The 25,106-nt window shown below is 72.0% G+C and carries 20 protein-coding genes; 10 read left to right on the top strand and 10 right to left on the bottom strand.

The features are described 5' to 3' along the window. Nucleotides 1-2: 2 nt before the first annotated feature. The 5 genes from AC5L38_RS19380 to AC5L38_RS19360 all read left to right on the top strand — a co-directional run bounded on the left by AC5L38_RS19380 (nucleotide 3) and on the right by AC5L38_RS19360 (nucleotide 7,133). Entirely contained in the window at nucleotides 3-2,060 is a 2,058-nt protein-coding gene (locus AC5L38_RS19380; protein WP_495244199.1) for a UvrD-helicase domain-containing protein, read from the top strand. Nucleotides 2,061-2,109: 49 nt separating this feature from the next. Continuing rightward, nucleotides 2,110-3,951: a sigma factor-like helix-turn-helix DNA-binding protein gene (locus tag AC5L38_RS19375; protein WP_495244198.1), complete on the top strand. Its 1,842-nt coding sequence runs from the start codon at nucleotides 2,110-2,112 to the stop codon at nucleotides 3,949-3,951. A gap of 215 nt (nucleotides 3,952-4,166) precedes the next feature. Beyond that, the gene (cysS, locus tag AC5L38_RS19370; RefSeq protein WP_495244197.1) at nucleotides 4,167-5,555 is read left to right on the top strand and encodes a cysteine--tRNA ligase; all 1,389 of its coding nucleotides are present in this window, start codon (nucleotides 4,167-4,169) and stop codon (nucleotides 5,553-5,555) included. Between the two features lie 87 nt (nucleotides 5,556-5,642). Continuing rightward, entirely contained in the window at nucleotides 5,643-6,113 is a 471-nt protein-coding gene (locus AC5L38_RS19365; RefSeq protein ID WP_495244196.1) for a GNAT family N-acetyltransferase, read from the top strand. 102 nt (nucleotides 6,114-6,215) lie between these two features. Next, nucleotides 6,216-7,133, top strand: coding sequence for an aldose 1-epimerase family protein (locus AC5L38_RS19360; protein WP_495244195.1), 918 nt, complete (start codon nucleotides 6,216-6,218; stop codon nucleotides 7,131-7,133). Between the two features lie 190 nt (nucleotides 7,134-7,323). Here the strand turns inward: AC5L38_RS19360 and rraA are convergent, their stop codons facing one another. Next, complete coding sequence (gene rraA / locus AC5L38_RS19355) at nucleotides 7,324-7,803, bottom strand: ribonuclease E activity regulator RraA (protein ID WP_495244194.1); 480 nt, start codon at nucleotides 7,801-7,803, stop codon at nucleotides 7,324-7,326. Nucleotides 7,804-7,886: 83 nt separating this feature from the next. Here rraA and AC5L38_RS19350 point away from each other — a divergent pair, with 83 nt between their 5' ends. Next, the gene (locus tag AC5L38_RS19350; protein ID WP_495244193.1) at nucleotides 7,887-10,451 is read left to right on the top strand and encodes a penicillin acylase family protein; all 2,565 of its coding nucleotides are present in this window, start codon (nucleotides 7,887-7,889) and stop codon (nucleotides 10,449-10,451) included. Nucleotides 10,452-10,660: 209 nt separating this feature from the next. Here AC5L38_RS19350 and AC5L38_RS19345 read toward each other — a convergent pair whose 3' ends face one another. From AC5L38_RS19345 to mshB, 4 genes are all read right to left on the bottom strand, one after another. Continuing rightward, entirely contained in the window at nucleotides 10,661-11,938 is a 1,278-nt protein-coding gene (locus tag AC5L38_RS19345) for an MBL fold metallo-hydrolase (RefSeq protein WP_495244192.1), read from the bottom strand. Nucleotides 11,939-11,996: 58 nt separating this feature from the next. Further along, nucleotides 11,997-12,431, bottom strand: a complete 435-nt coding sequence (locus AC5L38_RS19340; protein ID WP_495244191.1) for a hypothetical protein — start codon at nucleotides 12,429-12,431, stop codon at nucleotides 11,997-11,999. A 93-nt stretch (nucleotides 12,432-12,524) separates the two neighbouring features. Continuing rightward, the gene (locus tag AC5L38_RS19335; protein ID WP_495244190.1) at nucleotides 12,525-13,106 is read right to left on the bottom strand and encodes a DUF6113 family protein; all 582 of its coding nucleotides are present in this window, start codon (nucleotides 13,104-13,106) and stop codon (nucleotides 12,525-12,527) included. Nucleotides 13,107-13,120: 14 nt separating this feature from the next. After that, entirely contained in the window at nucleotides 13,121-14,038 is a 918-nt protein-coding gene (gene mshB, locus AC5L38_RS19330) for an N-acetyl-1-D-myo-inositol-2-amino-2-deoxy-alpha-D-glucopyranoside deacetylase (protein ID WP_495244189.1), read from the bottom strand. A 105-nt stretch (nucleotides 14,039-14,143) separates the two neighbouring features. Here mshB and AC5L38_RS19325 point away from each other — a divergent pair, with 105 nt between their 5' ends. Further along, a complete protein-coding gene (locus AC5L38_RS19325; protein ID WP_495244188.1) occupies nucleotides 14,144-16,204 on the top strand; it encodes a S9 family peptidase in 2,061 nt (686 codons plus the stop codon). A 42-nt stretch (nucleotides 16,205-16,246) separates the two neighbouring features. On the opposite strand, the gene AC5L38_RS19320 is transcribed toward AC5L38_RS19325, so the two are convergent. After that, on the bottom strand, nucleotides 16,247-16,660 hold the full coding sequence (locus AC5L38_RS19320) for a hypothetical protein (protein ID WP_495244187.1): 414 nt from the start codon (nucleotides 16,658-16,660) through the stop codon (nucleotides 16,247-16,249). Nucleotides 16,661-16,971: 311 nt separating this feature from the next. Here AC5L38_RS19320 and AC5L38_RS19315 point away from each other — a divergent pair, with 311 nt between their 5' ends. Beyond that, nucleotides 16,972-17,913, top strand: a complete 942-nt coding sequence (locus AC5L38_RS19315; protein WP_495244186.1) for an SGNH/GDSL hydrolase family protein — start codon at nucleotides 16,972-16,974, stop codon at nucleotides 17,911-17,913. A gap of 53 nt (nucleotides 17,914-17,966) precedes the next feature. Here AC5L38_RS19315 and AC5L38_RS19310 read toward each other — a convergent pair whose 3' ends face one another. Next, on the bottom strand, nucleotides 17,967-19,712 hold the full coding sequence (locus tag AC5L38_RS19310; protein WP_495244185.1) for an ABC transporter ATP-binding protein: 1,746 nt from the start codon (nucleotides 19,710-19,712) through the stop codon (nucleotides 17,967-17,969). Then, the gene (locus AC5L38_RS19305; protein WP_495244184.1) at nucleotides 19,709-21,400 is read right to left on the bottom strand and encodes an ABC transporter ATP-binding protein; all 1,692 of its coding nucleotides are present in this window, start codon (nucleotides 21,398-21,400) and stop codon (nucleotides 19,709-19,711) included. The genes AC5L38_RS19310 and AC5L38_RS19305 overlap by 4 nt, the downstream gene beginning before the upstream one ends. Before the next feature lie 114 nt (nucleotides 21,401-21,514). On the opposite strand from AC5L38_RS19305, the gene AC5L38_RS19300 reads away from it, so the two are divergent. After that, a complete protein-coding gene (locus AC5L38_RS19300; RefSeq protein ID WP_329085846.1) occupies nucleotides 21,515-21,748 on the top strand; it encodes an RNA polymerase subunit sigma-70 in 234 nt (77 codons plus the stop codon). Between the two features lie 2 nt (nucleotides 21,749-21,750). Then, the gene (locus AC5L38_RS19295; RefSeq protein WP_495244183.1) at nucleotides 21,751-22,317 is read left to right on the top strand and encodes a Clp protease N-terminal domain-containing protein; all 567 of its coding nucleotides are present in this window, start codon (nucleotides 21,751-21,753) and stop codon (nucleotides 22,315-22,317) included. A gap of 91 nt (nucleotides 22,318-22,408) precedes the next feature. On the opposite strand, the gene AC5L38_RS19290 is transcribed toward AC5L38_RS19295, so the two are convergent. Together AC5L38_RS19290 and AC5L38_RS19285 are read right to left on the bottom strand one after the other, a co-directional pair. After that, nucleotides 22,409-23,146: a succinate dehydrogenase/fumarate reductase iron-sulfur subunit gene (locus tag AC5L38_RS19290; RefSeq protein ID WP_389909963.1), complete on the bottom strand. Its 738-nt coding sequence runs from the start codon at nucleotides 23,144-23,146 to the stop codon at nucleotides 22,409-22,411. Further along, entirely contained in the window at nucleotides 23,143-25,071 is a 1,929-nt protein-coding gene (locus tag AC5L38_RS19285) for a fumarate reductase/succinate dehydrogenase flavoprotein subunit (protein ID WP_495244182.1), read from the bottom strand. The genes AC5L38_RS19290 and AC5L38_RS19285 overlap by 4 nt, the downstream gene beginning before the upstream one ends. Between the last annotated feature and the right edge of the window lie 35 nt (nucleotides 25,072-25,106).

Below are 25,106 nucleotides of genomic sequence, written 5' to 3'. Positions count from 1 at the left end.
CCATGCCCCGCCTCGCCATCTCCCCGGACTTCCCCGTCGAACTCGGCGCCCTGGCCCAGCCGGTGCGCCGGGACGTCGTGGTCTCGGCGCGCAGGTTCCTGCAGAACGTGGCGGGCGCCCCGCACCCCGAGCGGGTCAGGGGGGCGAGGGACCCCCGGGTGGCGACCCTGAGGCTGGCCGACCGGCACCGGGGCGTCGTGGTCAAGCAGCGGGACGTCTACTGGCTGCTGACCGTGCTGCCGGACGCGGAGGCGTGGGCGTACGCCCAGCGCTACCGGTTCGGCGTCAACACGGCGCTGGGCGTGGTCGAGATGTGGGACGCCGAGGCGCTGGACCGGGTGCGGCCCGCGGTGCGCAGGGCGGCCGAGGCGTCCGCGACGCGCCTGTTCTCCGACTTCTGCGACAGCGACCTGGCCGAGCTGGGGGTCGACGGCCGGTTCCTGCCGCTGGTCAGGCAGATCACCGACCAGCTCACCCTGGAGGCCCTCGAACCGCTGCTGCCCCCGACGCAGTACGAGCCGCTGGCGGCGCTCGCCAGGGGCGAGTCGATGGCCGGGGCCTGGCGGGAGCTGGAGAACTGCCGCGCCGTCGCCGCGGATCCCGAGCCGATCAATCCCGAGGACTTCGGCGCCGCGCTCCTGCGCAGCCCGGACCGCGCCGTCTTCACCGACGACCCGAGCGAGCTGAACCGCGTGCTCGACGCGCCGGACTGGTGCGTGTTCCTGTACCCGCCGCAGCACCGGCTGGCGTACTGGGACTCCTACCAGCAGCCGACGCTGGTCACCGGCGGCGCCGGCACCGGCAAGACGCTCGTGGCCCTGCACAGGGCGGCCCACCTGGCCGGGCGCGCGAGCGGGCAGATCCTGCTCGTCACCTTCTCCCAGGGGCTGAGCGCCGAGCTCGCGGCCAGGCTGGACCTGCTCATCGAGGACGAGGTGGTCCGCAAGCGGATCGAGGTCGGCAACGTGGACCGGCTGGCCCACCGCATCGTCGCCGAGGCCGAGGGGCGCCCGCCCGCCCTGGTCGGCGCCGGCGAGCTGACCGCGCTCTGGGAGGAGACCCGCAGCGGCCACAGCCCGGCGTTCCTGCTGCGCGAGTGGGAGCAGGTGGTCCTGGCGCAGAACCTGCGGACCCTGGAGGAATACCTGGAGGCCCCCCGTCCGGGCCGCAGCGTCGAACTGGCGGCCGAGGAGCGCGTCTCCGTGTGGAAGGCCGTCGAGCACGTCACCGGGCGGCTGCGGGAGCGCGGCAAGCGGACCCTGCTGCAGCTGGCCTCCGAGGCGTCGACGCTGCTCGGCCAGACGACCGGGGACCTGCTGGAGGAGGCGGAGCCGGCGCGGGAGCCGTACCGGCACATCGTGGTGGACGAGGCGCAGGACCTGCACCCGGCGCAGTGGCGGCTGCTGCGGGCGGCGGTGCCGCACGCCCGCGACGACCTGTTCGTCGTGGGCGACCCGCACCAGCGCATCTTCGACACGCGGGTGACGCTCGGCGCCGTCGGGATCGACGCGATCCAGCAGCGCCTGAGGGTGTCGTACCGGCTGCCCAGGGAAATCCTGTCCTGGGGGGTCCGGTTACGCGGGGGCGGTCCGGCCGACGGCCTCGTCAACGGTGTGCAGGAGCTTTACGGCTTCCGGGGCACCCGGCACGGGCTCCGGCCGGTGGTCCGCGCCTACCATTCGGCGCAGGATGAGCTGACGGGTCTGCTGGCACAGGTGGGACAGTGGGTGAATGAGGGCGTGACGCCCGAGGAGATAGCGGTGGCCGCCAGGACCGCCGGCCTCGTGCGTGACGCGCGGGCCGCTCTGCGTGATCTGGGGGTACGGGTGACGACGCTGCACGGTATGAAGGGGCTGGAGTTCCGGCGGGTCGCGGTGATCGGCGTGGCCGACGGGATCGTGCCCGCCCCCGACTCCCTGACCCCGGTGGGCGAGGATCCCGCGGCCAGGGCACACGACCTCCAGCGCGAGCGCGGCCTGCTCTACGTGGCCTGCACCCGGGCGAGGGAACTCCTCTACGTTTCTCATTACGGACGGGCAAGTCCCTTCCTTCCTACCTGACCACATAGTCTGAACTGCGGATATATTCCCCTTTGCCGGTTGGACCTCAATGAACCTCAGCCTGAGCGACATCGCGCCACCCTTGCGCTGGACCTCTCCCGGCCAGGTAGCGCCGATCGCGACCGACCCCCGCCTCCCGGAGGCGTGGTGGCAGGCGCTCCCGCTCGACACCGCCTGCTCGACCATCGGGACGTCCGAGGTCGCCGGTCGCCTGACCGACCTCGCCCTGGCGTGCTGGGGTCACCTGATGCTCGGTGACGTTCTCCCCCTGCTCAGGTTCGCCGACCCCGCCGCGAGCGTCCGCACGCCCGAGGGGCTCGGCCGCGAGGTGGTGCACAAGCTGTTCACCGGCGTGCTGGAGCGGCTCCTCGAACCGGTCACCGAGGAGAGCGTCGCCAGGATCCGCCCCTCCCGGCCCGACCGGCCGCTGCCGGAGCTGATCGACGAGGTCTTCGCCACGCTGGACGAGCGCCAGCGGGCCATCGCCAGGGACCGGCTGTACGCCTCCCAGCGGGCCACGCTCGACGATCTCGCCCAGCGGTTCTCGGTCACCAGGGAGCGCATCCGGCAGATCGAGCGCGACCTGCGCGACCACGTCGAGGCCTGGCTCGCCAAGGACGACGCGGCGCCGCTGATCGCCCACGTGTCGTGGCTGCGGGGCCGGCTGGGCTCCGCCGTGCCCGCCGACGACCTCGCCGCCGCCGTGCCGTGGCACCGCACCGACCTGGCCACCCTGGGCATCCCCTCCTGGCGGTTCGTACGGACCCTGCTGACCGGCTACGAGCAGGTGGACGGCTGGCTGGTCGCCGGGGGGGCCGACGAGCTGAGGGAGAAGACCCGGCAGCTGTTCACCGACGGGCCGCGCCCGCTGGACGAGGCCGTGACGCTGGCCAGCCAGCTCGGCATCCGCGAGGACGTGGCCGAGCGCTGGCTCATCGCGGTGCCCCAGCTGCGGGTGCTGGAGAACCACGTGGTCCCCTGGCCGCGCAGCGTCAACGACAAGGCCGAGGCCGTGCTGGCGGTGGCGGGCGGCCCGCTGACGCCCGAGGAGATCCAGGAGCGCATCGGCGAGGACTACAGCCTCGTCGGCATCCGCAACCAGCTCACCGCCGACGACCGCTTCCTGCGGGTCGACCGGAACAAGTACGGGCTGTCGCGCTGGGGCGGCGAGCAGTACCTGGGCATCCGGGAGATGATCGTCAGGGAGATCGAGCGGTCCAACGGCGAGGCGTCGGTCAACACGATCGTCACCAACCTCACCGGCCGCTACGACGTGAGCGAGAGCTCGGTCCGCGCGTACGCGGGCGGGCCCGGCTTCGAGCGCACGCAGCGCGGGTGGATCAGGGTGGCCGGGGCCGAGCAGGCCGACTACCAGCCGCGCCGGGACGTCTCGGAGACCCGGCGCTGCTTCCGCAGCCGCGACGGGCGCTGGTGGCACCGGGTGGACGTCAACGCCGAGCACCTGCGCGGCTCGGGCTCCCCGCTGCCGACCGGCTTCGCCGCGCACCTGGGCATGGCCCCCGGCGGCCAGCTGACCGCCTCCACCCCCTCGGGCGACGTGGTGATCAGCTGGCACAACCAGCCGACCATGGGGTCCATCCGCCCCGTCCTGATCGCCGCCAACGCCTCCGAGGGCGACCACGTCTTCCTGACGGTCTCCGACGGCGGCGAGCTGCTCACCCGCTACCTGCCCGCGGCCTCGCCGGCCCTGCCGGCGCTGAACCGGGCGCTGCACCTGATCGGCTACACGGCCCCGGTGGCCTCGGAGGCCGAGGGTGTCCGCCTGATCGGCGCCCGCATCGGCCTGTCGGAGGGCTGCACCCGCGAGGAGGTGATCGCCCGCCTGCGCGACCGGGGCGACCGCGAGATCCTCGCCTTCCTCGAAGGCTGAGAGGGCCTGAGAGGGCCTGAGAGGGCTAGAAGGCTGAGAGGGCTAGAAGGCTGAAGGCCGAGGCGTCGTGCCCCGGGCCCGGACACACGACCGGACCCGGGCCGCGCCCGCGCTGACTCCCCCTCGTGAATTCCCCCGTGCGAACTCCCCCGCGCTGACTCACCCGTGTGGACTCTTACGCTGTGAGACCGGACGGGATTGCGTAGGCTCGACACATGCTGAGCCTGTATGACACGCGGAATCGCCGGGTTGAGCGGATCGTCCCCGAGGGGAGCCGCTCCCTGCGGATGTACACCTGCGGCCCGACCGTCTACCGGTCGGCCCACGTGGGCAACATGCGGTCGTACCTGCTGGCGGACCTGATCAGGCGGGTCAGCGAGCGGCAGCGGGTCCGGGTGGTGGCCTGCCGCAACATCACCGACGTCGGGCACCTTGTGGACGACACCGAGATCGACCCCTCGGGCGAGGACAAGGTGCTCGCCCAGGCCAGGGCCGAGGGGCGGGGCGTCCTGGAGGTCGCGCGGTTCTACGAGGACGCCTTCGTGGCGGACACGACCGCGCTGAACATCCGCCCGCCCGAGCACTCGCCCCGGGCGAGCGAGACGATCGACCTGATGGTCGAGATGATCGCCAAGCTGATCGAGAAGGGGCACGCGTACGCGGTGCCCGACGGGTCGGTCTTCTTCGACGCCGCCTCCTTCCCGTCGTACGGGGAGATCTCCGGCAACCGGCTCGACCAGCTGAGGCCGGGCCACCGGATCGAGGCCGTCGACCCGCGCAAGCGGTTCCACGCCGACTGGGCGCTGTGGAAGCCCTCCGACCAGGGGCTGACCTGGGAGACCCCGTGGGGCCGGGGCTTTCCCGGCTGGCACATCGAGTGCTCGGCCATGTCGCTGCGCTTCCTCGGCGAGAACATCGACCTGCACACCGGCGGGATCGACCTGCGCTTCCCGCACCACGAGGACGAGCGCGCCCAGTCCGACGCCACCGCAGGGCACGAGGTGGTGCGGCACTGGGTGCACGGCGAGCACCTGCTCTTCGACGGGCGCAAGATGTCGAAGTCCACCGGCAACGTGGTCCTGCTCAAGGACGTGGCGGACGCGGGCCTCGACCCGCTGGCCGTGCGGCTCGCGCTGCTGGAGCACCGCCACCGCCAGCAGATGAACCTCACCTGGGACACCCTGCGGGCCGCCGACAAGACGCTGCGGCGCTGGCGCGGCCAGGTGGCCGAGTGGTCGGAGTCGCCGAGCGGCCCGATGCCCGCCGACCGGGTCTCCCGGATCGAGGCCGCCTTCGACGACGACCTCGACACCCCGCTGGCGCTGCGGCTCCTGCGCGAGCTGGAGCGCGACGGCTCGATCTCCCCCGGTTCCCGCTTCGAGGCGTTCCTGCACCTCGACCAGATCCTCGCCCTGGACCTCTCCCTCGACATCGGCAGGACGGTCCGGCCGAAGCCCCTGCCCGAGGGCGCCGCCGAGCTGCTGGAGCGGCGCGCGCGGGCCCGCGACGCCAAGGACTGGGCCGCCTCCGACAGCCTCCGCGACGAGCTGGCGGCCCTCGGCGTGAAGGTCGTCGACACCCCGGAGGGCCAGACCTGGTCCTGACGGCGGTTTCACCGGGGACGAAAGCACGGGAGGGACGAAAGCGGCGGATCACTCGGAATGTCGGTCGCGACCGATAGCGTCGTGATCATGAGTGAGATCGTCGTACGACCCGGAACGATCGCGGATCTGGACGGGATCGTCGCCTGCAGCTCCGCGCTGTTCGCCGAGGACGCCGGGACCAGAGACCCGGCCCTGAACGTGAAGTGGCCCGAGGAGCACGGGCGGGCCCGTTTCGTGGACGCGCTGGACGACCCGGACCGCCTGGTGATGGTCGCCGAGGACGGCGGCCGGATCGTCGGCCACCTGACCGGGGCCCTGTCCGGGCCCACCGCGATGCGGCCGGTCACCGTGGCGACCCTGGGCAGCATGTACGTCGAGCCGCCCTACCGGGGCCGGAGGATCGGGGCCAGGCTGGTGGAGGAGTTCAGGAAGTGGGCCCGCCACCACGGTGCCCGCTACGCCGGGGTGACCGCCTACGCGAGCAACGAGGCCGCCGTCCGCTTCTACCGGACCAACGGCTTCGCCGTGCAGTCCACGGTCCTGGAGACGGTGCTGTAGGGCCGTAAGGAACGTGCCAGACCGGCACCGCAGGGCGGGTGGCGCGTGTGGGCGGCGGTGGTGCGGACGGGAAGGGGCGGGCAATAGGTGTTGAATTGCCGGGTGACATACATCGTGCCCACCGGGGCCCAACACACCATCGCGGCCGGCGGTTTCCAGGCCGTCATCACCGAACTCGGGGCGGGCCTCAGAAGCCTCACCCTGGACGGCAGGCCGCTCGTCGTCGACTTCCCCGAGGACCAGCCCCCGCTCGGCGGGGCGGGGCTGCCGCTGCTTCCCTGGCCGAACAGGGTCGAGGACGGCCGCTACACCTTCGACGGCGAGGACCGGCAGCTCGCGCTGAGCGAGCCCAAGACCGGCAACGCGATCCACGGCTTCTCGCGGACGTTCCCCTGGCGGGTCCTGTCCCATGACGACGCCTCGATCCGGCTCGGGCTGCGGCTGTTCCCGCAGCTCGGCTACCCGCACGTCCTCGACCTCTCCATCCGGTACGCCCTGGGCGCCGCCGGCCTGGAGGTCGAGGTGAGCGCGGAGAACGTCGGCGCCGGCGACGCGCCGTACGGCTTCGGAGCCCACCCCTACCTGTCCCTCGGCGCCCTCTGCGCCCTCGACGACGCCGTGCTCACGCTTCCCGCCGGCCAGTGGATCGCGGTGAACGAGCGGAAGATCCCCACCGGCCGCCACGACGTCGAGGGCACCGAGTACGACTTCAGGACCGCCCGCCCGATCGGCGGGACGGAGCTGGACACCGCGTTCACCGATCTGGAGCGCGGCCCCGACGGCCGGGTGCGGGTCACGCTGGCCGCCCCGGACGGGACCGGGGTCGAGCTGTGGGCGGGCGAGGGCGTCGAGTGGCTCCAGCTCTACACCGGCGACACCCTGCCGGAGGGCCACCGCCGCCAGGGGCTCGCGGTGGAGCCGATGACCTGCCCGCCGAACGCCTTCCGCACCGGCGAGGACGTCATCCGGCTCGCCCCCGGCGACCGCGCCGTGCACCACTGGGGGATCGGCCCGATCTGACGGCCGGCGCCCGGCCGCCGGACCGGGCCTCGTAGGAGCGGCCCGCCGGAGGCGCGGGGACTCTTTCGGGAATGAGGAGAAGGCCCCTGGTCAGGGAGGGGCCCGCCGGCTTCACGGAAAGACCCTCGGGGAAGTACCGAGGAGAGGCCCCTTGGCAGGGAGGGGCCCATCAGCGTCACGGGAAGAACCCTCAGGAGAGTTCGGCGGGGCTGACGAGGATGCCGTCCTCGTCGCTGTAGAGCCAGGCTCCGGGGGTGAAGACGACCTCGCCGAAGGTGACCGGCACGTCGAGCTCGCCGGTGCCCTCCTTGGCGCTCTTGGCCGGGTTCGAGCCGAGCGCCTTGACCCCCAGGTCCAGTCCCGCGAGGGCGGCCGTGTCGCGGACGGCGCCGTTGACGACGACGCCGGACCAGCCGGATGAGACGGCGGAGGCGGCGATGACGTCGCCCATCAGTGCGGTGCGCAGGGACCCCGCGCCGTCCACGACCAGCACGCGCCCCTCGCCCGGGGTGGCCAGGACCCGCTTGACGAGAGCGTTGTCCTCCAGGCAGCGGACGGTCGCGATCGGCCCGGCGAACCGGGGGCTCGGGCCGTAGGAGCGGAACTGGGTCAGGCAGCTCGCGACCGCCGAGCCGTGGGCGTCGACCAGGTCGGCCGTGGAAAGTCTCATGCGTGCATCTTCGCCCTGACCCCGACGCCGACACCACGGGGGTGCTGCCACACTTGCGGGAGCATGTCGCGTAGGAGGTTTTTGTGAGGTTCCGCCCGTATGCCTGGCTGCCCCGTCCGCTCAAGTGGCTGGCACGGGTGCTCACCGTTTTCCTGGTGCTCGGGCTGCTGCTCGCCGGAGCGGGCGTGTGGAGCGTGCGGGCGTCCTTCCCGCAGCTCGAAGGCGAGCTCAAGGTAAGTGGCTTAAAGGGAAAAGTCACCGTTTATCGCGATAAGACGGGTATCCCGCACATCTACGCGGACTCTCCCGGCGACCTGTTCCTGGCGCAGGGCTACGTGCACGCCCAGGACCGCTTCTTCGAGATGGACTTCCGCCGCCACGTGACCGCCGGGCGGCTGTCGGAGATGTTCGGCTCGGCGACGCTGACCGAGGACAGGGTCATCCGGACCATGGGCTGGCGGAAGGTGGCCGAGAAGGAGCTGCCCCTGCTCGACGAGCGGACCCGGCGCTACCTGGACTCCTACGCCGCCGGGGTGAACGCCTGGATGGGGCGGAACGACGGTTTCGCCGACCGGAGCCTGGAGTACGTGCTGCTGCGGGCGACCAGCCCGGACTACCGGCCCGAGCCGTGGACCCCGGTCGACTCGCTGGCCTGGCTCAAGGCGATGGCCTGGGACCTGCGCTCCAACATGGCCGACGAGATCGGCCGGGCGCTCGCGGCGAGCAAACTGCCGCGCGGCCGGGTGGAGCAGCTCTGGCCCGGCTACCCGTACGACACCCACCAGCCGATCGTCACCCGGGGCTCGGTCGGCGAGCGCGGGTTCGACCAGAGCCAGGAGCCCAAGAAGGTCGACACCGAGCGGTCCGGGGTGGCTCCGGCCACGAGGGCGCTGACCCGGGCCTCCGAGGCCGTCCTCGCGGTGCCGAGCCTGATGGGCGACCCCGCGGGCGGCCACGGCATCGGCTCGAACTCGTGGGTGGTCGGCGGCAAGCACACCGCGTCGGGCAAACCGCTGCTCTCCAACGACCCCCACCTGGGGCCGGGCATGCCCTCGGTCTGGTACCAGGCCGGGCTGCACTGCCGCGTCAAGAGCCCCGAGTGCCCGTTCGACGTCACCGGGTTCACCTTCTCCGGCGTGCCGGGCGTGGTCATCGGCCGCAACGACAAGATCGCCTGGGGCTTCACCAACCTGGGCCCGGACGTCGCCGACCTCTACCTGGAACGCGTCAAGGACGACTCGTACCTGTTCATGGGCAAATGGAAGCCGCTCACCACCAGGACCGAGACGATCAAGGTGGCCGGGGGCGCCGACGTACGGCTCAAGGTGCGCGACACCATGCACGGGCCGATCATCTCCGACGTCATGGAGAACGTCGAGAACACGCTCCCGGGCATGAAAGCGGTCTTCGAGGAGCAGGCCGACGCGGTCGCGCTCAAGTGGACGGCCCTGGAGCCCGGCAGGACCGCTGACGCGATCTTCGCGCTGAACACCGCGCAGGACTGGCAGCAGTTCAGAGGCGCGGCCGCCAGGTTCGAGGTGCCCGCGCAGAACCTGATCTACGCCGACACCGCGGGCAACATCGGCTACCAGGCCCCCGGGCGGATCCCGGTGCGGACCCGCGGCGACGGCACCTGGCCGGTGCCCGGCTGGACCGGCGAGTACGGCTGGCAGTCGACGGTCCCCTTCAACGAGCTGCCCAGCCTCTACAACCCGCCGGAGGGCTACATCGTGACCGCCAACAACGCGGTCATCGACCCCGGCCGCTATCCGTACACCCTCACCAAGGACTGGGCGTACGGGTACCGCTCCCAGCGCATCCTGGACCGCATCCGCGAGGCGGTGAAGGACGGCGGCAAGGTGGACGTGGCCGCGATGAGCGAGCTGCAGCAGGACAGCGACAACGGCCTCGCCCGGTTCCTGGTGCCCAAGCTGCTGGACGTCGAGATGGCCGGGCCCGCCAAGGACGCCCGCGAGCTGCTGCGCGAGTGGGACCGCGCGCAGGGCATGGAGTCGGGTCCCGCGATGTACTTCAACGCCGTCTGGCGGCACCTGCTCGTCGAGACCTTCAACGACGACCTCCCCGAGGGCGCCAGGTCCCAGGGCGGCGACCGCTGGTTCGAGGTCGTCCGGGTCATGCTCGACAGGCCGGACGACGCGTTCTGGAACGACACCGCCACCCCGGGCGCCGAGACCCGCGACGACATGCTGCGGCGGGCGATGGCGATGGCCTACGACGAGCTGAGCGACCTGCTCGGCCCGGACCTCAAGGACTGGCGCTGGGGTGACCTGCACTCCCTGGAACTCGTCCACCAGACCTTCGGCACCTCGGGCATCGGCCCGGTCGAGTGGCTGTTCAACCGGGGCCCGTTCCCGGTGTCCGGCAGCGACGACGCGGTCAACGCCGCCGGGTGGGACGCGCAGGACGGCTACGCGGTGAGCTGGCTGCCGTCCATGCGGATGGTGGTGGACCTGGCCGACCTGGACAAGTCCCGGTGGATCAACCTGACCGGCGCCTCCGGTCACGCGTTCCACGACAACTACTGGGACCAGGCTCCGCTGTGGGCGGGCGGCGAGACCACTCCCATGCTCGCCCGCCGGGAATCCATCGAGAAGGCGGCCACCCACACCCTGACGCTCAGCCCCTGACGCTCAGCCCCTGACGCCCGGCCCCGGCCTCCCCGGGCCGCGAGACGGACCGTTCGCGGCCCGGGGTCCCCCTCGGGCCGCTGTCAGGACGCCGGGGTACCGGCCGGGACGTCAGGGGGCGGGCTCGCCTCCGACCGCGCCGCCTCCATGCCGCCTCCATGCCACCTCCACGCCGCCTCCATCGTCGGCGCCGAGTACCGGCCGGGACGTCAGGACGTCAGGACGCGGGACTCCCCGACGGCGAGGTCCCACAGGTCGGCGCGGTCCCGCCCGGCCTCCGCCCAGGCCACCCTGGCCTCCTCCACCGGCGCGAGGAGCGACTCGCCGGACAGCACGAACGTGCCCCAGTGCATGGTCGCCATCCGGCGGGCCCCCACGTCCTGGCACGCCCGTACGGCCTGCGCGGGATCGACGTGCGCGGCCTGCATGAACCAGCGGGGCTCGAAGGCCCCCACCGGCATCAGGGCCAGGTCGATGCCTCCCGGGTAGCGGGCCCCGATCTGGGCGAAGCGCTCGCCGTACCCGGTGTCCCCGGCGAAGTAGATCGTCTGGTCGTCGGAGGCGATCACCCAGCCGCCCCACAGGGACTTGCAGGTGTCCCAGATCGACCGGCGGCTCCAGTGGTGGGCCGGGACGAAGTCGAAGCGGACACCGCCCACCCAGGTGCTCTCCCACCAGTCGAGCTCGGTGACGTCGCGGAACCCGCGCCGGGTGAACCAGGACCTGAGCCCCGCGGGCACCAGGACGGGCGTGCCGCGCGGCAGCCGCCGCACGGTCCGCGCGTCCAGGTGGTCGTAGTGGTTGTGGCTGATCACCACGGCGTCGATCCTGGGCAGGTCCGCCCACGCGACCCCGGGCGGGGTGAGCCGGGGCCGGTGGATACCGGCGATCTTCCTCGCCCAGACGGGGTCCGTGAGGATGGTGAGCCCGCCGATCTGCACCACGTACGTCGCGTGCCCCACCCAGGTGACGACCGCGTCGGTGCCCGTCGCCGGGGGAAGCCCGTCCCGGTGGACCGGGATGCGGTCCTCGTCCCCGACGCCGGGCCGGAGCGTGCCGTGCCAGGCGACCGCCAGCAGCTCCTGGAACGTCGGGATCGGCGAGGTCAGCCGGTCCTTGAAACCACCCGGCCACGACCGCCTGGGCAGGGGCTCGGGCCGCCTCGGCGGCGCCGGTCGTACGGGAGCCGTGGCCCCCGTGGAAGGCGCCGGTCGCGCGGGAGGTACCGGCGGTGCGGATCCATCGGAAAGGCCCGGGAGTCCCGGGAGTTCGGGGGGGCGGAGTGCCGCCTCGGGCCCGATGGCCCGCCGCTCGGCGGAGCGGTCCCTGACCGCCCGGCCGGCGGTCCGGCCCAGCTGCCTGAGCGCGCGTACCGGGCGCGTGTTGAAGCGGGCCGACCATCCGGAACGCCGTGGGGGCTCTTCGAGAAGGCCGTCGGGTTCCGCGGGTGCGTGGGAGGTGAGTTCTGGGTGGGACGTCTGCGACATGGGCGGCCCCCTTCGGTCATCGACAGCTCACCCCTTGTAGATCCCCCCACACAGAGATTCATTCCTTTTGCGGGGGTCTAGTGTGAAACCACCAGGGGGATTTACGGCTGTAGTTACCGTCTTCCAGGTTCGCGAGCCGCTCGAAAAGGTTCCACGAGGCCTGGTTGCCGCAGATGATCATGGAGACGGCCACCGCGACGACGTAGAGCGGGAGCATCGGCAGGCCCACGCAGCACATGTACTGGGAGGCGTGCCGGTCCTCGTGCTTGAGCAGGGAGCCGGTGAGGAAGCCCTCCGGGTGCTTGGTCAGCACCACGTTGCCCACGGTGAAGGCCGAGGCGATCGGGAACCGGAAACGGTAGCCGTACGCCAGGAGCAGCCCGTCGGGGCCCGCGGTCACCTGGGCACGGCCGACGCGTGCCAGGAGCAGGCCCAGTGGGGTGGACAGGTTGACGTAGTTGAGAGTTCGCCGTACCCGATGCAACCGCCGCATATCGGGATTGTGCGTCATCCTGGGGACGGGCGACAGTGGCTTTCCCCGGCTTTCCCCGGCTTTCCCCCTCATCCGACTCATCCGACGAGGTTGTCAGGGAGCGGGCGGGCCCGGCGGCACGGGTGGGACCTGCGGGCCGGGAGGCACGGACGGACCGGGATGGCCGGGATGGCCGAACGGGCCGGGCGGGCCCGATGGGCCGGGCGATCCGAACGGGCCGGGAGGGCCCGGCGGCACGGGCGATGATCCCTGACCGGAGCCGTAGCCGTGCGGGGTGAGCAGCCACGACCCGGCCACGGAGGCCGACGGCGAGAGCATGACCCCCGTGGCGACCGCCGCCAGCCCCCCGTAGAGGTAGAGGTAACCGGACAGGTCGTTGGCGATGACCAGGTCGCCCTCCGACCGTCCGGAGATCCAGAGCATGGTGATCAGCGCCCAGCCCGCCGCGAACGCCAGGGGCGCCGCCTTGCCGCGCGTCATCCGGCCCGCCCCGTAGGTCACCGCGAACAGCAGGGCGAGGCAGCCGATGGCGGAGACCGGGACGGGCCTGACGTACCAGGAGTGCTGGAACCCGCCGAGGACACCCAGCAGGAGCCCGAGCATGACGAGCACGGCGTTGGCCGCCACGGTGACGACCGTCTCCGAGGGTTCGCGCACGGCTGGTACCTGCTCCATCACAAGCACCGAGGCTAGTGGATCCCGGCGAAGAGGTCGTCCTCGCGGTCGTACGGCTCGCCGAGCCCTCCCGCCTCGATCGGCGCCCCGGGACCGGCGGGCCCCGGCACGCCGGAGCGGAGGATGAAGTGCTCGACCCCGAGCACCTCCTGGCCGACGTCGTTGGACAGGGCGAACCAGGGCGGGTCCACGGTGATCTGGGTGGCGTGCGCCCGCATCGCGTCGATCTTCCGGCCGATGTGGGCGCGGGCGTCGATCTCGGTGGTGACGTCCTTGTCCTCGCAGCCGAACGGCAGGTCGTCGACCGGCTCGGCGAGGAAGGGCGCGCCCCTCTCGCGCATCGCCTGCTCGGTCCGGTACATCACGGACCTGGGCAGGGCGGTGTGGTAGACCTTCGCGACCCGCCACGACCCGTCCTCACCTGACATCGGCTCGAACGCCGGGTCGGCGGCCAGCTCGACGGCCCGCCAGGCGACGCGGTGGGCCTGGATGTGGTCGGGGTGGCCGTAGAAACCGTTCTCGTCGTAGGTGACGAGCACCTGGGGCCGCACCTCGCGGACGATCCTCGCGAGCTCGCCGGCCGCCTCGTCCAGGTCGGCCTGCCAGAAGGCGTTCGCCCGGTGGTTGGAGGCGACGCCCATCATGCCGGAGTCCCTCCAGCGGCCGGGACCGCCCAGGAAGCGGTGGTCGGTGACGCCGAGCGCCGCGCAGGCCGCGGCGAGCTCCCCGACGCGGTGCTCGCCCAGGGTGTCGTCGCGGTCGGCGGCCAGGTGGGCGAGCTCCGGGGGGATGACCTCCCCCTCCTCCCCCAGGGTGCAGGTCACCAGCGTGACGTGCGCGCCCTCGGCGGCGTATTTCGCCATGGTGGCCCCGCTGCCGATCGTCTCGTCGTCCGGATGGGCGTGCACGAGCATCAGGCGCCGATCAGTCATGCGTCCGAGGGTATCGATGCCGGACATCGTGCGTGACGCCGGATTCCCGGCTCCCTCCGACCTCGAAAACAAGACACTCGATGCGGAACTGGCAAGATGGCTCGTATGAGTGAGAGCTTCCCTCGCCTGCACGCCAGGACCCGTCGATTCACCCTCGGAGTGCCGCGCGGCTTCACGATCGCCCCGGGCGGTGACCGCGTCGTGTTCCTCAGGACCAGGAGCGGCTTCGACCCGGTGACCTGCCTGTGGGAGTACGACGTCCTCAGCGGCACGGAGCGGCTGGTCGTCGATCCGCGCGCCCTGACGGCCGACGACGAGGACCTGCCGCCCGAGGAGCGGGCGCGCCGCGAGCGGAGCCGCGAGCAGGCCGGGGGCATCGTCGGGTACAGCACCGACGCGGCGGTGACCGTCGCGGCGTTCGCGCTCTCCGGCGGCCTCTACGTCGTCGACCTGAACAGCGGGCTGGTACGGCGGCTGAAGACCTCCGGCCCGGTGATCGACCCCCGGATGTCCCCCACCGGCGTCCACGTCGGCTACGTGACCGGCGGCGCGTTCCACATCCAGGACCTGGAGGACGAGGTCGACCACGCGCTGGCCCGCCCCGAGTCCCCGGAGGTGACGTACGGCCTGGCCGAGTTCATCGCCGCCGAGGAGATGGACCGCATGCGGGGCTACTGGTGGTCCCCGTCCGGCGACGCGATCCTGGTCGAGCGGGCCGACGACTCGCCGGTGCAGCGCTGGCACATCGCCGACCCGGCCAACCCGGCCCGGCCCGCCACCGAGCAGCGCTACCCCTCCGCCGGTACGGCCAACGCCGGGGTCGAGCTCTTCGTCCTCACCCTCGGCGGGGCCCGCGTCGCCGTGCCCTTCGACGACGAGTACCTCGTCAACGCCGCCTGGGACGCCCACGGCCTGTCGATCGTCACCATGACGCGCGACCAGCGGACCATGCGGCTGCTCGACGTCGACCCGGCCACCGGCGCCTCCACGGTCGTGCGCGAGGACACCGACCCCGCCTGGGTCGACGTCGTCACCGGCGTCCCCGGCCACCTGTCCGACGGCAGCCTCGTCTGGGCCGCCACCTCGGAGGGCGGCCACCGCCTGGTCGTCGGCGACTCCCCCGTCACCCCGCCCACCCTCCAGGTCCGCGAGATCCTCGACATCGACGGCGAGACCGTGCTCTTCCGGGCGAGCGGGGAGCCCACCGAGATCGCCGTCTGGGCCTACCGGAGGGGTCAGATCACCCTCGTCAGCCCGACCGAGGGCGGCGTCTACAGCGGCCACACCGCGGGCGGCACCCTGGTGATCACCGGCCAGACCCTGAGCGGCGAGGGCTCGGTCACCCGCGTCCTGCACAACGGCACGCCCCGCGGCCACATCACCTCGCACGCCGAGCGCCCCGGCCTGGACCTGCGGGTCTCCCTGATCAGGGCGGGCGAGCGCGACCTGGCCACCGCCGTCCTGCTGCCCTCCGGGCACGTGCCCGGCTCGGCGAGGCTGCCGGTCCTCATGGACCCGTACGGCGGGCCGCACGCCCAGCGCGTGCTGGCCGCGGCCGGAGCGTACCTGACCAGCCAGTGGTTCGCCGACCAGGGCTTCGCGGTGGTCGTGGCCGACGGCCGGGGCACCCCTGGGCGCGGCCCGGAGTTCGAGCGGGCCGTCCTGCACGACCTGGCCACCCCGGTCCTGGAGGACCAGATCGACGCCCTGCACGGCGCCGCCGCGCGGTTCCCCGACGACCTGGACCTGTCGCGGGTCGGCATCAGGGGCTGGTCGTTCGGCGGCTACCTCGCCGCCCTGGCCGTGCTCCGCCGCCCCGACGTGTTCCACGCGGCCGTCGCCGGGGCCCCGGTGACCGACTGGCGCCTGTACGACACCTGCTACACCGAGCGCTACCTCGGCCACCCGGACGAGGGACACTACGACTCCTCGTCCCTGTTCGCCGACGCGGAGAAGCTGGACCGGCCCCTCCTGCTGATCCACGGCCTGGCCGACGACAACGTGGTCGCCGCGCACACCCTGCGCCTGTCCTCGGCCCTGCTGGCCGAGGGCCGCCCGCACAACGTGCTGCCGCTGTCGGGGGTCACCCACATGACCCCGCAGGAGACCGTGGCGGAGAACCTGCTGCTGCTCCAGGTCGACTTCCTGAGGAAGGCGCTGTCCTGAGCTCTCCTCGGTAAGGCTCTGGCCTGAGCCTTACCGAGGACCTCAGTGGTTCTGGCCGGGAGGGTAGGGGACGGTGTAGCCCTGCTGCGGGTTGTACGCCTGCGGGGCGGCGTACCCCTGCTGAAGGTTGTGACCCTGCGGAGCGGTGTATCCCTGCTGAAGGTTGTGACCCTGCGGGGCGGCGTACCCCTGCGGGGCGTAACCCTGCTGGGGATTGTGGCCCTGCTCGGGGTAGGCCTGCGGGACCGGGTGCTGCGGGGGAGCCTGCGGAAGGCGGGCGGTCCGGCGCTCGGCGGCTCCGCAGGCGGCGCCGGCGACCATCAACGCGATGCCCCCCAGCGCGAAGACCTGTGCCCGTGGCATGTTGTTGGGGTCCTCCTCCTCCATGGCCAGCAAAAAGGCTATGCACAGCACTATGCAGCCGAAGGTGAGATAGAGGATGCGGCCTATACCCATGGGGCGAGAGTGTAGCTCCCCGGGCCGAAGCGCTTCAGGCCGCGACAGGCGCGCACTCCTGGCCATTACGGACAGCCCGCTATACCGAATCTGTCGCTTTTCACGATTTCCCGACGTGACATCCCTAACGTAAGTGCCCAAACCGGTCGTGAGTGGTCCGTACAGCCGACGGAATTCCTTGTCTTCCAGGCCAGGTTCCGGACCATGGACGCACCGGCGCGAATCCACGCTTCGCAGGGGGAGGCGCCACGGGGACGGGGGGATTCCTGCCGCCGTGGCCTTCGTCGTCTTCACGGGAGGATGCACTACTGATGATGGTTACTCGCACAAGAATCGTCGCGGGCCTCGCGGGCCTTGTCATGGCCGCCGGGACGGCGGTGGGCGCGGCGGCCCCCGCCGCGGCGGCGGCCGGTGTCACACCGTCCTTCGACGTGGTGGCGTTGGGCGACTCCTACGGATCCGGCACGGGGGCCGGGGACTACGAGCCGGGCACCGAGGGAACCTGCTACCGCAGCCGCAACTCCGCCTCCACGATCCTCGCCGAGGAGCTCCGGCAGCGCGGAACGAATGTGAAGTTCACCAACGTCATGTGCAGCGGCGCGGCCGTTCAGGACCTGCGGCAGACCTTCAAGGGAGAGCCCCCGCAACTCGACGCGCTCCGCCGGAACACCGACCTGGTGACGCTGAACATCGGCGGCAACGACATCGACTTCGCCGGATACGGCGGCGTGTGCGTCCAGGCGGACTGTACGGGCGCGCCCACCACGGCGATCCTCGACCGCATGCCCGCCCTGAAGCGGTCCGTGAGCGGCCTCCTCACCGAGATCAAGCGCCGCAGCCCCCACGCCCAGATCGTCATGACCGGGTACGGCAGGGCGGTCACCCGTGGCCAGAACGCCACCGGCATACCGCTCGACCCGATCTGCGACACCGGTGTCTTCAGCGCCGAGGAGCGCCTGGCGGGTGCGAAGGTCTCCGGCGCGCTGGACGCGACCCTGTCCAGGGCCGCGCAGGCCGCCAGGGCACGCGGGGTCGACGTCCGGTTCGTCGGCCCGCACCTGAACTCGACCACCCTGCGTCCCGAGTTCGCCGGGCACTCGCTGTGCGAGTCGACCACCCCGTTCTACCGGGGATTCGACGCCCTCGCCCCCGGCCAGGAGGGCGGCGTCGCGGTGCTGCACCTCAACCGCGGGGGCCACGCCGCCCTCGCCGCCCTCATCCAGCGCAAGGTCCCGATCCGCGCCGCACTCTGACCCGCATCACGGACAGCCGGACGGCGCGTCCCGGTGAGAGCCACGGGAAGTTCTCACCGGGACGTGCCGTGCCAGCTGCTCCACAAAGCGGCGTACGAGCCTCCCGCCGCGACCAGCTCGTCGTGGGAGCCGAGCTCGCTGATGCGGCCGTCCTCCACCACCGCGACGCGGTCGGCGTCGTGGGCCGTGTAGAGGCGGTGGGCGATGGCGATGACCGTGCGGCCGTCGAGGACGGCGGCGAGCGAGCGCTCCAGGTTGCGGGCGGCACGGGGGTCGATCAGCGAGGTGGCCTCGTCGAGGACGAGGGTGTGCGGGTCGGCCAGGACCAGCCGGGCCAGGGCCAGCTGCTGCGCCTGGGCGGCGGGGACGGGCTCGCCGCCGGAGCCGACGGCCGTGTCGAGCCCCTCGGGCAGGGCCTCGACCCACTCCCAGACGTCGACGGCCTCCAGCACCTCGCGGACCCGCGCGTCGTCGGCGTCGGGCCGGGCGATCAGCACGTTGTCGCGTACGGTGCCCCGGAAGACGTGATGCTCCTGGGTGACCAGGGCGACGTGGCCGCGCAGATCCTCCAGGGGGAGCTCGACCAGCGGGGTGCCGCCGACCGTGACCGCGCCGGTGCGGGGGCCGTGGACGCCCGCGAGCAGGCGCCCCAGCGTGGACTTGCCGGCCCCCGACGGGCCGACCATGGCGAGCCGCTCGCCCGGCCTGACCGTGAGGTCGATGCCGTGCAGCACGTCGTGGCCCTCGCGGTAGGCGTAGCGGACGCCGTCGGCCCTCAGCTCGCTGCCCTCCGGGGCGGTGGAACCGGTCTCGCGGTCGTCGGGCACCTCGGCGACGCCCAGCAGGCGGGCCATGGAGGCGCCGCCGACCTGGAGCTCGTCGATCCACATGAGCAGCCGGTCGAGCGGGTCGATGAGCTGCTGGACGTACAGCGTGGCGGTGACGACCTGGTCCAGTGTGGCCCAGCCCTGAACGTAGAAGAGGCCACCCAGGACCAGCGTCGCCACGATCGGGATCACGTAGCCGAGCTCGACCGACGGGAACCAGACCGTGCGCAGCCTCATCGTGTAGCGCTCGGCCGCCCACGACTCGGCGATGTCGGCGTCGGTGCGCCGGTGGCGCCGCCGCTGCAGGCCCAGGGCCTCCACGGCGCGGGCGCCGTTGACGGTCTCGGCCAGGCCGTCGGTCATGTCGGCGTACGCCGCGCTCTCGCGCAGGTAGCCGTCCCTGGCCCGCTTGAGATACCAGCGGGTGGAGATCCACAGGAGGGGGACGGCGAGCAGCGAGGGCAGTATGAGCAGCGGCCCGACCAGCAGCAGCGCGCCAACGGTGATCACGCAGGTGACCAGCGCGATCAGCGTCTCGGGCACGGCGTGCCGCACGGTGCGCGACAGCGAGTCGACGTCGCGCGAGGTCCGCGAGATCAGGTCGCCGGATCCGGCGCGCTCGACCGTGGACAGCGGCAGGCCGAGCACCCGCCCGACGAACTCCTCGCGCAGCTCGGCGAGGACCTTCTCGCCGAGCCTGGAGGAGGCGTAGACGGCGAACCTGACCAGCACCGCCTGGGCGACCACGAAGCCGCCGATGGCGAGCGACACCTGGGTGACGTCGACCCCGGAGCCGGTGTGGACGCCCTCGACGAGGCCGCCGAGCAGCCACGGCACCGCCAGGCCCGCGACGGCGGCCAGGGCGTGCAGGAGCAGGGCCACGGTCAGGTCTCGGGGGTACTTCAGGGTGAGCCTGCGGGCGTACGCCCGGACCTGCGCCCGGTCGGCGACGGGCAGGATCTGCCTGCTCATGACGTCTCTCCCCGGGTGACGACGGCGGTGTAACCCGGGTGGGCGGCGAGCAGCTCCCGGTGCGTGCCCTCGGCGCGCACGACGCCTCCTTCGACGTAGACGACGTGGTCGGTGCGGTCGAGCACCAGCGGGCTGGTCGTGCAGACCAGCGTGGTCTTGCCGGCGCGCGCCTTGGCGAGCCGGTCGGCGATGCGCGCCTCGCTGTGGGCGTCGACCGCGCTGGTGGGCTCGATGAGGATGAGCACCTCCGGGTCGAGGGTGAGCGCCCTGGCGAGCCGGAGCCGCTGCTGCTGGCCGCCGGAGAACTCCCGGCCCGCCTCCGCGACGCGCCCGTCGAGACCGCCGGGCAGCGCCTCGACGATGTCCTCGGCGCACGCGGCGCTCAGCGCCTGGTCGAGCTCCTCGGCCGTGGCACGGCCGGTGACGTCGAGCTCCTCCCTGAGCACCCCGGCGAACAGCTTGGCGTCGTTGTCGGCGACGAGGATCCGGCGGCGCACCTCGGAGATGGGCAGGGTCTCCAGCGCCACGTCGCCGAAGTCGACGTCGCCCTCGCTGTAGCGGCCGAGCCGGTCGGCGATGGCCGCCGCCTCCTCGGGGGCGGCCGTCGCGACGGCGGTGAGCATGCCGGGGCGCACGGCGACCCCGGAGGCCACGTCGCGCAGCAGGCCGCCCTCGGAGCGGCCGGCGCCGCCCTCCACCTCGGGCCGCAGCGAGAGGATGCGCACCACCCTGCGGGCGGCGACGTGCCCCTTGGTCAGCTTGTCGGCGGCCTCGGTGAGGGTGCGCACGGGGGCGATCAGGAAGGCGGCGTAGCCGTAGAAGGCGACGAGCTGGCCGACGCTGATCTCGCCGCGCGTCGCGAGGGTCGCGCCGAGCCAGATCACGCCGGTGACCAGCAGCCCCGGCAGCAGGACCTGCGCGCCCTCCAGCATGGACTCGACGGAGGCCACCCGCACGCCCGCGTGCCGCACCCGCTGGGACTCGGCGCCGTAGCGGTCGGCGAAGACCCTCTCGCCGCCGATGCCGCGCAGCACCCGCAGGCCGGTGACGATGTCGGCGGCGCGGGTGGAGAGGTCGCCCTGCAGGTCGCGGTGGGCGTTCTGGCGGCGGTGCAGCGGCTTGAGCATGGGGGCGACGGCGACCGCCATGAGGGGCAGGCCCACCAGGACCGCCAGGCCCAGCGGCGGCGAGCTGCCCATCAGGATGACGGTCACGACGGCGACGGCGACGAGCGCGCCGCTGCCCCGGAGCAGGATGTCGATCGCGTTGCCGATGTGGGCGATGTCGGAGTTGCCGACGCTGACCACCTCGCCGGTGGACATGCGCTTGGGCAGGGTCGCGCCCAGCCGGGTCGACTGCCTGACGGTGACCTGGACGGTCCGGTAGGCGGCGGCCAGCCAGTTGTAGACGGCCAGCCGGTGGCGCAGGACGCCCGTGACGGCCTGCGCGACCCCCAGGGCGAACACCACCCCGCCCCAGGTCGTCAGGGACGGCACGTCCTTGGCCCTGATGGCGTCGATGCCCTCGCCCATGGCGTACGGCACGAGCGCCATCGCGAGCCACCACAGGACGGCGTAGCCGATGCCGAGGGCCAGCGGGCCCCCCTGCATGCGGATCACCCACCGCAGGTATCTGGCCGGGCTGCGGGCATCGGGAACGCCGGGGTCGGCGGCAGGTAAGGAGCGCATGTCCCAGCAAGGGTTACAAACTCCGCGCTGACCAGGCAAATCATTTTCAGCCTTCCCGGCGTGTCGCCGTCAATCAGGGTTGACAAATGATTCGCGTCAACTTAGATTGACGTCATGAGTGATACGGCGCAACTGGCATCCGACGCCGGTAGCCGCGACCCGGCCGTGGGCCTGCGGGCCGTGCGGGCCCTGCGGACACTGGTCGACCGGCTGGAGGCCCTCCAGGTGGAGAACGCACGGGAGCAGGGCTGGTCCTGGCAGGAGATCGCGCACTGCCTGGAGGTCACCCGGCAGGCGGTGCACAAGAAGTACGCGGGTGGCCGAGGTTTGCTGAGACGGGAGAGATAGCGATGTTCGAACGGTTCCACCGCGAGGCCCGCCAGGCGGTGATCCTCGCTCAGGAGAACGCCCGCAAGTTGCGGCACGACATCATCGGCACCGAGCACATCCTGCTCGGCCTGCTCGGCCAGCCGGAGAGCCTCTCGGCGCGGGTGCTGGGCCGTCACGGCCTCGACCACGACGGCGCCTACCGGTCGGTCGTCCGCCTCACCCCGCAGAAGCCGGGCGACGCGCTCGACGCCGAGGCACTGGAGTCGATCGGCATCGACCTGTCGGCCATCAGGGAGAAGGTCGAGGCGGCCTTCGGGCCCGGCGCCCTGGACCGCAAGCCCCGCACCGACCGGCGGGGCCGCATGTTCGGCGACTTCCACATCCCGTTCAGCCGCCGGGCGAAGAAGACCCTGGAGCTGTCCCTGCGCGAGGCCGTCAACCTCAAGCACAACTACATCGGCGACGGCCACATCCTGCTGGGCATCATGCGCGAAGGCCAGGGGCTGGGCAGCAAGGTGCTGGCCGACGCGGGCCTCGACTTCACGAGCCTGCGCCGGGAGGTCGTCACCGAGCTGGGACAGCCCTAGGGAAAGTCCCGGCGGCCCGGAACGGAGAAGCGGGAGCCGCCCCTGCAGGGGCGGCTCCCGCTTCCGGAGACCCGCGAAAACCTGCGAGGACCTACTTGGAGGCGCGCAGGTAGTCGCGGTTCATCTGGGCGATGGTGTCCAGCGGGATGCCCTTGGGGCAGACCGCCGTGCACTCGCCGGTGTTGGTGCAACCGCCGAAGCCCTCCGCGTCCATCTGCTCGACCATGGCCAGAGCGCGGGAGTCGCGCTCGGGCTGGCCCTGCGGCAGCAGGCTCAGGTGGGTGATCTTGGCGGCGGTGAAGAGGGAGGCCGAGCCGTTCGGGCAGGCGGCGACACAGGCGCCGCAGCCGATGCAGGTGGCCGCGTCGAACGCCGAGTCGGCGTCGACCTTCTTCACCGGGATGCTGTGCGCGTCGGGCGCCGACCCCGCGGGGACGGAGACGAAGCCGCCCGCCTGGATGATGCGGTCGAACGCCGAACGGTCCACGACCAGGTCCTTCACCACCGGGAAGGGCGCGGCGCGCCACGGCTCGATGGTGATGACCGCGTTGTCCTCGAAGTGCCGCATGTGCAGCTGGCAGGTGGTGGTGGCCACCTGCTCGCCGTGCGCGACACCGTTGATGACCATGCCGCACATGCCGCAGATGCCCTCGCGGCAGTCGTGGTCGAAGGCGACCGGGTCGTCGCCCTCCAGGATCAGCCGCTCGTTGAGGACGTCGAGCATCTCCAGGAAGGACATGTCCGGAGAGACGTCCTCGACGCGGTAGGTGACCATGCGGCCCTTGTCCTCGGGGCCCCTCTGCCGCCAGACCTTGAGAGTGAGGTTCACTTGTAGCTCCGCTGGCTCATCTTGACGTACTCGTAGTCGAGATCTTCCTTGTGCAGGATCGGGCCCTGCTCCCCGTACTCCCAAGCGGCGACGTACGCGAAGTGCTCGTCGTCGCGCAGGGCCTCGCCGTCGGCGTCCTGCGACTCGGCACGGAAGTGGCCGCCGCACGACTCGGTGCGGTGCAGCGCGTCGATGCACATCAGCTCGGCCAGGTCGAAGAAGTCGGCCACCCGCCCGGCCCGCTCCAGCGCCTGGTTGAGCTCCCCGGCCTCGCCGGAGACCTTCACGTTCCTCCAGAACTCCTCGCGCAGCTCGGGGATCCGCTCCAGGGCCTTGCGCAGCGACTCCTCGGTGCGCTCCATGCCGCAGTAGTCCCACATGAGCTTGCCCAGCTCGCGGTGGTAGGAGTCGGCGGTGCGGTCACCGTCGTTCGACAGCAGCCTGGCGATCTTCTCGCGCACCGCGACCTCGGCCTCGGCCACGGCCTCCTCGTCGACCTCGCCGTACGGGCCGTTCGCGAGGTAGTCGCCGATCGTGGTCGGCAGCACGAAGTAGCCGTCGGCCAGGCCCTGCATCAGCGCGGACGCGCCGAGGCGGTTGGCGCCGTGGTCGGAGAAGTTGGCCTCGCCGATCACGAACAGGCCCGGGATCGTGGACTGCAGGTCGTAGTCCACCCACAGGCCGCCCATCGTGTAGTGGACGGCCGGGTAGATGCGCATCGGCTGGGCGTAGGGGTCCTCGCCGGTGATGCGCTCGTACATCTCGAAGAGGTTGCCGTACTTCTTCTCCACCGCGTCGCGGCCCAGGCGGCGGATCGCGTCGGCGAAGTCGAGGTAGACGCCCAGGCCGCCGGGGCCGACGCCGCGGCCCTCGTCGCAGACGTTCTTGGCGGCGCGGGAGGCGATGTCACGCGGGACCAGGTTGCCGAACGCCGGGTAGATGCGCTCCAGGTAGTAGTCGCGCTCCTCCTCGGGGATCTCCGAGGCCGGACGGGCGTCGCCCCGCTCCAGCGGCACCCACACGCGGCCGTCGTTGCGCAGCGACTCCGACATCAGGGTCAGCTTCGACTGGTAGTCGCCGCTGACCGGGATGCAGGTCGGGTGGATCTGGGTGTAGCAGGGGTTGGCGAACATCGCGCCGCGCCGGTGCGCCCGCCAGATCGCCGTGGTGTTGCACCCCTTGGCGTTGGTCGACAGGAAGAACACGTTGCCGTACCCGCCGCTGGCCAGCACGACCGCGTCGGCCAGGTGCCGCTCGATCTCGCCGGTGACCATGTCGCGGACGATGACGCCGCGCGCCCGGCCGTCGGAGACGATCAGGTCGAGCATCTCGTGGCGGGTGTGCATCTCGACGGTCCCGGCCGCGATCTGCCGCTCCAGCGCCTGGTAGGCGCCGAGCAGCAGCTGCTGGCCCGTCTGGCCCCTGGCGTAGAAGGTGCGGGAGACCTGCGCGCCGCCGAAGGAGCGGGTGTCGAGCAGGCCGCCGTACTCGCGGGCGAACGGCACGCCCTGGGCCACGGCCTGGTCGATGATGTTCACGCTGACCTGGGCGAGCCGGTAGACGTTGGACTCGCGGGCGCGGAAGTCGCCGCCCTTGACCGTGTCGTAGAACAGCCGGTAGATCGAGTCGCCGTCGCCCCGGTAGTTCTTGGCCGCGTTGATGCCGCCCTGGGCCGCGATGGAGTGCGCGCGGCGGGGCGTGTCCTGGTAGCAGAAGGACTTGACGTTGTAGCCCAGCTCGCCGAGGGTCGCGGCGGCCGAGCCGCCCGCCAGGCCCGTGCCCACGACGATGACGTTGAGCTTGCGCTTGTTGGCCGGGTTGACCAGCTTGGCGCCGAACTTGCGCTTCTCCCAGCGGTCCTCGATCGGGCCGTCGGGGGCCTTGGTGTCGCGGATCGGCGCGCCCTCTGTGTATCCCGTGGTCATGACCCGCTCACCGCTCCTCGCTCACCACGCGGAAG

This window comes from Streptosporangium nanhuense (assembly GCF_059358815.1).
This window is presented reverse-complemented; position numbering and strand designations above follow the sequence as displayed.

Bases quoted from the DNA above. Each gene is read 5' to 3' on its own strand.
- AC5L38_RS19380 (WP_495244199.1), top strand. From the start codon at position 3: ATGCCCCGCCTCGCCATCTCCCCGGACTTCCCCGTCGAACTCGGCGCC.
- AC5L38_RS19375 (WP_495244198.1), top strand. From the start codon at position 2,110: ATGAACCTCAGCCTGAGCGACATCGCGCCACCCTTGCGCTGGACCTCT.
- cysS (WP_495244197.1), top strand. From the start codon at position 4,167: ATGCTGAGCCTGTATGACACGCGGAATCGCCGGGTTGAGCGGATCGTC.
- AC5L38_RS19365 (WP_495244196.1), top strand. From the start codon at position 5,643: ATGAGTGAGATCGTCGTACGACCCGGAACGATCGCGGATCTGGACGGG.
- rraA (WP_495244194.1), bottom strand. From the start codon at position 7,803: ATGAGACTTTCCACGGCCGACCTGGTCGACGCCCACGGCTCGGCGGTC.
- AC5L38_RS19345 (WP_495244192.1), bottom strand. From the start codon at position 11,938: ATGTCGCAGACGTCCCACCCAGAACTCACCTCCCACGCACCCGCGGAA.
- AC5L38_RS19340 (WP_495244191.1), bottom strand. From the start codon at position 12,431: ATGCGGCGGTTGCATCGGGTACGGCGAACTCTCAACTACGTCAACCTG.
- AC5L38_RS19335 (WP_495244190.1), bottom strand. From the start codon at position 13,106: ATGGAGCAGGTACCAGCCGTGCGCGAACCCTCGGAGACGGTCGTCACC.
- mshB (WP_495244189.1), bottom strand. From the start codon at position 14,038: ATGACTGATCGGCGCCTGATGCTCGTGCACGCCCATCCGGACGACGAG.
- AC5L38_RS19325 (WP_495244188.1), top strand. From the start codon at position 14,144: ATGAGTGAGAGCTTCCCTCGCCTGCACGCCAGGACCCGTCGATTCACC.
- AC5L38_RS19320 (WP_495244187.1), bottom strand. From the start codon at position 16,660: ATGGGTATAGGCCGCATCCTCTATCTCACCTTCGGCTGCATAGTGCTG.
- AC5L38_RS19315 (WP_495244186.1), top strand. From the start codon at position 16,972: ATGATGGTTACTCGCACAAGAATCGTCGCGGGCCTCGCGGGCCTTGTC.
- AC5L38_RS19310 (WP_495244185.1), bottom strand. From the start codon at position 19,712: ATGAGCAGGCAGATCCTGCCCGTCGCCGACCGGGCGCAGGTCCGGGCG.
- AC5L38_RS19305 (WP_495244184.1), bottom strand. From the start codon at position 21,400: ATGCGCTCCTTACCTGCCGCCGACCCCGGCGTTCCCGATGCCCGCAGC.
- AC5L38_RS19300 (WP_329085846.1), top strand. From the start codon at position 21,515: ATGAGTGATACGGCGCAACTGGCATCCGACGCCGGTAGCCGCGACCCG.
- AC5L38_RS19295 (WP_495244183.1), top strand. From the start codon at position 21,751: ATGTTCGAACGGTTCCACCGCGAGGCCCGCCAGGCGGTGATCCTCGCT.
- AC5L38_RS19285 (WP_495244182.1), bottom strand. From the start codon at position 25,071: ATGACCACGGGATACACAGAGGGCGCGCCGATCCGCGACACCAAGGCC.